General features: G+C 64.9%; 6 protein-coding genes. All 6 read left to right on the forward strand.

Annotated features, from left to right (window positions below; all coding sequences use genetic code 11):
• Positions 1 to 309: 309 nt before the first annotated feature.
• Positions 310 to 1203 carry a MurR/RpiR family transcriptional regulator gene (locus FJ934_RS27635; protein WP_140613562.1) on the forward strand — a complete coding sequence of 298 codons (894 nt, stop codon included), beginning with the start codon at positions 310 to 312 and terminating at the stop codon, positions 1201 to 1203.
• 338 nt (positions 1204 to 1541) lie between these two features.
• Positions 1542 to 2324: an SDR family oxidoreductase gene (locus FJ934_RS27645; protein ID WP_140613563.1), complete on the forward strand. Its 783-nt coding sequence runs from the start codon at positions 1542 to 1544 to the stop codon at positions 2322 to 2324.
• Entirely contained in the window at positions 2321 to 3856 is a 1536-nt protein-coding gene (locus FJ934_RS27650; protein ID WP_140613564.1) for a mannitol dehydrogenase family protein, read from the forward strand. Before FJ934_RS27645 ends, FJ934_RS27650 begins: the two co-directional genes overlap by 4 nt.
• A 31-nt stretch (positions 3857 to 3887) precedes the next feature.
• Positions 3888 to 4805: a sugar phosphate isomerase/epimerase gene (locus FJ934_RS27655; RefSeq protein WP_246671662.1), complete on the forward strand. Its 918-nt coding sequence runs from the start codon at positions 3888 to 3890 to the stop codon at positions 4803 to 4805.
• Positions 4806 to 4893: 88 nt separating this feature from the next.
• Positions 4894 to 5928: an ABC transporter substrate-binding protein gene (locus tag FJ934_RS27660; protein WP_140613565.1), complete on the forward strand. Its 1035-nt coding sequence runs from the start codon at positions 4894 to 4896 to the stop codon at positions 5926 to 5928.
• 245 nt (positions 5929 to 6173) lie between these two features.
• A partial coding sequence (locus FJ934_RS27670; protein ID WP_140613566.1) for an ATP-binding cassette domain-containing protein occupies positions 6174 to 6931 on the forward strand: 758 nt, incomplete at its 3' end.

Raw genomic sequence — 6931 nt, forward strand, 5'->3', positions numbered from 1 at the left:
GCATAAAAGGTTTTGGGTCAGTACCCACCGTCGAGTTCTGTGGCGCCCCTCTCTGTCCTGCCGGACATCTCCCCCACTTGGGGGGAGATTGGCAGCGTCAACTGCGGCGCCTTCATGCGATGGTGGTAGTTGGCGAAAGTAGAGGCGACGTCCGATCTCCCTCCTTGTGGGGGAGATGTCCGGCAGGACAGAGGGGGGCGCCGTAGAGCACCACCTTTGAACCGTTCGCATCCAAGACCACAATTCGCCATCGAACAGGATTTCCAATTTCCATATTGTAAAACGATCGTGCCGCGCTAGCCTGAAATCATGAGTGGGGCGCGCAAATCATCCGGTCGATCCAGTGCCGACGAGGCCGCGCCGCGCAAGCGCGGGCGCTCGCTGGCGGCATTGGGCTATATCCAGCCGCAGACTTATGAGGAACTGCGCGCGGTGCTGTCGTCAGGCACCGTGCATTTCCCAAAGCGGCTGCGCCAGGTGGCGATCTTCCTTTGGCAGCACCCGAGCGACGTCGCGCTCGGCACCATCGCGCAGGTGGCGGCCCAGGCCGGCGTGCAGCCCTCGACGCTGGTGCGCTTCGCGCAGATCTTCGGCTATTCCGGATTTTCCGATTTCCAGGGCCTGTTCAAGGAGCATGTGAAGGGCTCGTGGCCGGAAGGGCGTGGCGAACAGCGCAGCGAGGCCGAGCCCAATGCTCGGCTGCATTTCCTGCACGGCATGGTCGGCGCCTCGCAAGCTTCGCTTGGCCGCATCGAGGCCGGCTTGGACGTCGGGAGTTTCGAGAAGATGGTGACGCTGCTGGCCGCCGCCGACCTGATCTATGTCATCGGCTCCAAGCGCGCCTTTCCCGTCACCGCCTATCTGTCGCTGACGCTCTCGCAGCAAGGCGTGCGCAACGTGCTGGTCGACAATGTCGGCTCGACCGCGCTCGACCAGGTCGGCTGCATCGGCAGCCGGGACGCCGTGCTGGCGGTCTCCTTCAGCCCCTACAATTCGATCACGCCCGACCTCGTCGCCGTGGCGCATGAGCGCAAGGCCCGCATCGTCACCATAACCGACAGCACCTTCAGCCCGCTGACCCGGCTGTCGGACAGCTGGCTGGAGGTGGTGGAATCCGACTTCGCCGGCTTCCGCTCGCTGGCCGCCTCGCTGGCGGTCGGCATGGCGCTGGTCCATGGCGTGGTGGCGCGGCGCGGCAAGTAAGGCATTGAGGCAATCGCCTTTCGTCAATGACAGTTCCGACCATCAACTGCCAAAGTCAGCGCCGCCCCTCATCGCCCTGCCGGGCACTTCTCCCCGTATAGTGACGGGGAGAAGGGGCTGGCAGCAAGGCAGGCGACCGCATCGCAAGGTCGATAATTGGCGAAAGTGGCGACGAGCTCTCCTCTCCCCGTCCCTATACGGGGAGAGGATGCCGGCAGGCAGGTGAGGGGCAGCGCCAACCAGCAGCGATTGTCCTGTGAACCCACGCTGAAACAATTGACTATCGGGAACCATCGTTCGATATTTCAAAAAATAGAAACTTTGTTCCGGGAGGAGGAATGGAGATCAGGCTCGACGGCAAGGTGATTTTGGTCACCGGGTCGACGCAAGGCATCGGCCGCGCCATCGCCGAGACGCTGGCGCGCTCCGGCGCGGCGGGCCTTCTGGTCACCGGCCGCGACAAGATGCGTGGCGACGCCGTGGCGGCGGAGCTTTCGCAATTGGGCACGCCGACCGTCTTCGTCGCCGCCGACCTTGCGGATCCGCAAGCCCCTGCCCTCCTGGCGCAATCCTGCATAGAGCGGTTCGGCCGCATCGACGGTCTCGTCAATGCCGCCGGCCTCACCGACCGTGCCTCCTTCCTCGATGCCAGCCTCGACGACTGGGCCTCGTTGTTCGCCGTCAATGCCCGCGCGCCCTTCTTCCTGATGCAGGCGGTCATCGCCGACATGAAGAAGCGCGGACAGGGCGGCGCTATTCTCAACATCCTGTCGATCAACGCGCATTGCGGCGCGCCCGAACTCGCCGTCTATTCCGCCACCAAGGGCGCGCTGGCGACGCTGACCAAGAATGCCGCCAACGCCCACCGTTTCGACCGCATCCGCGTCAACGGCATCAATGTCGGCTGGACCGACACGCCCGCCGAACGCGTCATGCAGGCCGAGACGCTCGGCCACGGTCCGGGCTGGCTCGACGCCGCCAATGCCGCGCAGCCATTCGGCAGGCTGCTGACGCCACACGATATCGCAAATCTTGCCGTCTTCCTGCTCTCCGATGCCGCCGGCCCGATGACCGGCGCCGTGATCGATCAGGAGCAGTCGGTGATCGGGGCGAACCGGTGAACGCTTCGCCTGAAACGCTCGGGCCCGAGTTGCTGGAGAGGCTTCCCGCCACCGTCCAGAGGCCGGCCTACGACCGCGCCGCGCTCCAACCCGGTATGGCGCATCTGGGCGTCGGCGCCTTCCACCGCTGCCATCAGGCCGAATACACGGATGATCTTTTGTCGCGCCAGTTCGACCGCTGGGGCATTGTCGGCATCAACATCCGCCCGCCTCACCTCGCCAAGACGCTGGGCCGCCAAAGCGGGCTCTACACCAGGCTGATCCGAGAGAACGATCACGTCGAGGCGCGCGTCATCGGCAGCATCGTGAAGGTGGTGGACAGCCAGGACAGCGCCGGACCAGCGCTCGACGTGCTCTCCTCACCCGACATCGAACTGGTGACGATGACGGTGACCGAGAAAGGCTATTGCCATATCCCGTCGAGCGGCGAGCTTGATCTCGGTCACCCCGACATCGTCCATGACCTTGCCAACCCGGAGACACCGCGCAGCGTGCCCGGCATCCTCACGCGGGCGCTGGAGTTGCGCCAAGCCACGCATGGTCAGCCGCTGACGCTGCTCTCCTGCGACAACATCCCGACCAACGGCGTCATCCTGGAGACCGTGGTGCGGACCTTTGCCGAACGGCGCGGCAACGGCCTGGCCGACTGGATCGCAGCCAAAGCCGCCTTCCCCTCCGCCATGGTCGACCGTATCGCGCCGGCGGTGACGCAGGACGATCTCGACAGCGTCGAGCAATGGTTCGGCTATCACGACGGCGCCGTCGCCGTCGGCGAACCGTTCCGGCAGTGGGTGATCGAGAAAAAGTTCGCCGGTCGCACGCCGCGCTGGGATCTGGTCGGCGCGACCTTCGTCGACGATGTCACGCCGTTCGAGCATCTCAAGATGCGGGTGCTGAACGGTGCGCAGACGACGCTCGCCACGCTCGGCGTGCTGGCCGGGCTCGAACACACGTCAGATGCCGTCGCCGACCCGCTGCTGTCGGTCTTCGTGCGCCGCATGCTGGTCGAGGAGACACTGCCGACGCTGATGCCGGTGCCCGGCATGGAGCCGTTGGCCTATGTCGAGCAGAGCCTGGGCCGGCTGAAGAACACCGCGATCCGGCACCGCAACCACCAGATCGCCACCGATGGTTCGCAAAAGATCGTCCAGCGCCTGCTCAATCCGATCCGAGACCGGCTAAGCCGGGGCGCCAGCGTCAGACTGCTCTCGGTGCCGGTCGCCGGCTGGATGGCCTATCTGATCCAGGCCTCGGAATGCTTCGGCAAGCTCTGGCCGGTGTCGGATCCCTATGCCGGCAAGGTCGCCGCGATTGCCGACGCCACCGGCCGCGATGCGCCGGCGCTGGCTTCGGCCATCCTGGCCATCGACACGATTTTCGACCCCGGCCTTGCCGCGAACGCTGCATTTCGCGAGGCCGTGATTTCGGCGCTGGGCGAGCTGCTTTCCGGCGATCCAATGGCAGCCGTCCGGCACAGTCTTGAACAAGATGAGGTCGCGAGGTTGAAGCGATCCAAACAATCGGCATTATAGGCATCGGTCGTGAGCCACGGCCAGGGGAGGCATGATGAAACTTGGACTGCTCACCGCACCCTTCGCGGAGACGCCGCTTGGCGATGTCGCCGGCTGGGCCAGCTCGGTCGGCTTCGATGCGCTGGAAATCGCCTGCTGGCCGAAATCCTCCGGCGCCAGCCGCCGCTATGCCGGCACCAGCCATATCGACGCCGCCTCGACCTCGCCCGCACAGGCCAGGGAGATCGTCGCCTCGCTGGCGGACAAGAACATTTCCGTTTCCGGCCTCGGCTATTATCCCAACCCGCTGCATCCCGATGCCGCGCACCGCGAGGCGGTTATTGCCCATCTGAAGAAGGTGATCGTGCTGGCCGCCAATATGGGCGTGCCGGTGGTCAACACTTTCTGCGGCGGCGATGCCTCCAAGCCCGTCGATGTCAACTGGCAGGACGCGCTGAAAATCTGGCCCGAGATCGTTGCCTTCGCGCGCGGACATGGCGTCAAGCTCGCCTTCGAGAACTGCCCGATGATCTTCAGTTACGACGAATGGCCGGGCGGTCACAACATCGCCTATTCGCCGCAGGTCTGGCGCCGGATCCTGGAGACCTGGGGCGGCGAAATCGGCATGAATTTCGACCCCTCGCATCTGGTCTGGCAGATGATCGACCAGGCCCGCTTCATCAGGGAGTTCGGCCCCTACATGCTGCATGTCCACGCCAAGGACCTGATGATTGATCATGATGGTTTGTACGAGCGCGGAATCCTATCGGCTGGCATAGGCTGGCAGGTGCCGCGCATGCCGGGGCTGGGCGATGTCGACTGGAGCGGCTTCTTCTCCGGACTCTATCGTGCCGGTTATGACGGATCCATCATCATCGAACACGAGGACAGGCGATTTGAAGGCAGCGACGATCAAGTGAAGCGTGGCTTCCTGCTTGCCCGCGACGTGCTGCGCCCCTTCGTCAAATGAATTGAAGCGCGCTGCGTGACTCAGTTTGTCAGCGGCGTGCTTTAACGAGTTGAACTGGAACTGAAAAACAATGTGGAGGAGTACTGAAATGAAGAAAACCCTGACCATGGTCCCGCTGCTTGCGGGTGCTGCCCTGCTGGCTTCGGTGGGCGTCTCGTCCGCCGCCGGCAAATACACGATCGGCATCTCCAACACCGTGCAGGGCAATGGCTGGCGCGAGGAGATGGTCTGCGCCATGAAAGCGCAGGCGCTGGCCTCCGGCGAAGTGGCAAAACTCAACATCGCCCACCGCAACACCGATGCCGCCGGCCAGTTGGAAGACATCCGCAACCTGATCAGCGCCAAGGTCGACGCCATCGTCGTCAACCCCGCCGATCCGGCCGGCATCAAGGCGGGGCTTGAGGAAGCCACCAAGGCCGGCATCGTCGTCGTCGCCGTCGACCAGGCGGTCACCGAACCATCGGCCTACATCATCTCCAACAACCAGGAACAATATGCCTATCTCGGCGCCAAGTGGCTGTTCCAGCAGATGGGCGGCAAGGGCGAAGTGTTCTACATGCGCGGTGCGGCCGGCGCTTCCGCCGACAGCGATCGCGACAAAGGCTTCAAGAAGGCGCTGGCCGAATTCCCTGACGTAAAGGTCGCTCAGGAAGTCTTCACCGGCTGGCAGCAGGACCAGGCCAAGCAGCAGATGCTGTCGTTCCTGGCCACCGGCACGCCGTTCAACGGCGTGTGGACCTCGGGCATCGACAACGTCATCGTCGACGCCCTGGTGGAATCGCAGGCGCCGCTGGTGCCGATCGTCGGCGCCGACAATGCCGGCTTCGTCGGCCAGTTGAGCTCGGTCAAGGGCCTCGTCGGTGCGGCGGTGACCAATCCCGGCTCGATCGGCGGTGCGGGCGTCACACTGGCGCTGCAGATCCTCGACGGCAAGAAGCCGGCGGAGCACACCGTGCTGGTGCAGCCGCAGCTGTGGGAAAACGCCACCGACGAAGGCAAGGCCAAGCTGAAGGCAGCGGCGGATCCGTCGCTCAGCCCCGAATGGCCGGTCTCGATTATGATCCCGGACTGGACGACCTATACCAAGGACCAGATCGTCGCCTGCAAGGGCCCGGGCGAGTAATTGGGCTGCTGACGGCCATCCGTCGGCGCCGCCCCTCACCTGCCTGCCGGCATCCTCTCCCCGTATAGTGACGGGGAGAGGGACACTCGTCGTCGATTTCGCCACCCTTCAACGTTTCGAGAAGGGCACCAGCGTCGCGGCCAGCCTCTCTCTCCCCGTTTTACGGGGAGAGATGTCCGGCAGGACAGTGAGGGGCGGCGCCGACCTTTGCACTGATTTGGTCCCACAACCGAGACCCGAACGATTTGACCGCAAATCCCCTCCTCGACGCCTCCGGCGTCGCCAAGAATTACGGCGCGGTCGCCGCGCTGCGCAATGCGTCGCTGTCCGTGCTACCGGGCGAGGTGCATGCGCTGATGGGCGCCAACGGCGCCGGCAAGTCGACGCTGGTGAAGATCCTGACCGGAGCGATTTCAGCCAATGCCGGGCACATCCTGATCCGTGGCGAGGCCCGCGACATACGCTCGCCCGCCGCCGCGCGCCGCGCCGGCCTGCTGCCTGTCTACCAGGAGCCGTCGCTGATCCCCGATCTCGACGTGCTGTCCAATCTGCGGCTCACCGGCACGCCTATCGAGCCGTTCCGCGCCTGGGTGCGCGAACTCGGCATTGCCGATCTCGACCTCCGCGACACCGCGCGCGACATTCCGCTGGCCATTCTGCGCGTGCTCGACCTCGCCCGTGCGCTCGCCGTCGAGCCCGATGTGCTGCTGCTCGACGAGATGACGGCGGCACTGCCCGCCAACCTCGCCGAAAAAGTGCTGGAAGTGGTGCGCCGCCAGGGCGATAGCGGCCGCGCCGTGATCTTCATTTCGCACCGCTTCGTCGAAATCTCGGCGCTGTGCGACCGCGCCACCGTGCTGCGCGACGGGGCAACCGTCGGCGTCGTCGACATCGAGCCGGGCGTGGAAGAAAAGATCGTCGAGCTGATGCTCGGCACCCGCATCGTCAAGACCCACGTCGCCGCCCGCACCGCCGATCGAGCCGGGATTGGTCACCGCCGCAC

The sequence above is a fragment of the Mesorhizobium sp. B2-4-12 genome (genome assembly GCF_006441575.1).
Classification (GTDB): domain Bacteria; phylum Pseudomonadota; class Alphaproteobacteria; order Rhizobiales; family Rhizobiaceae; genus Mesorhizobium.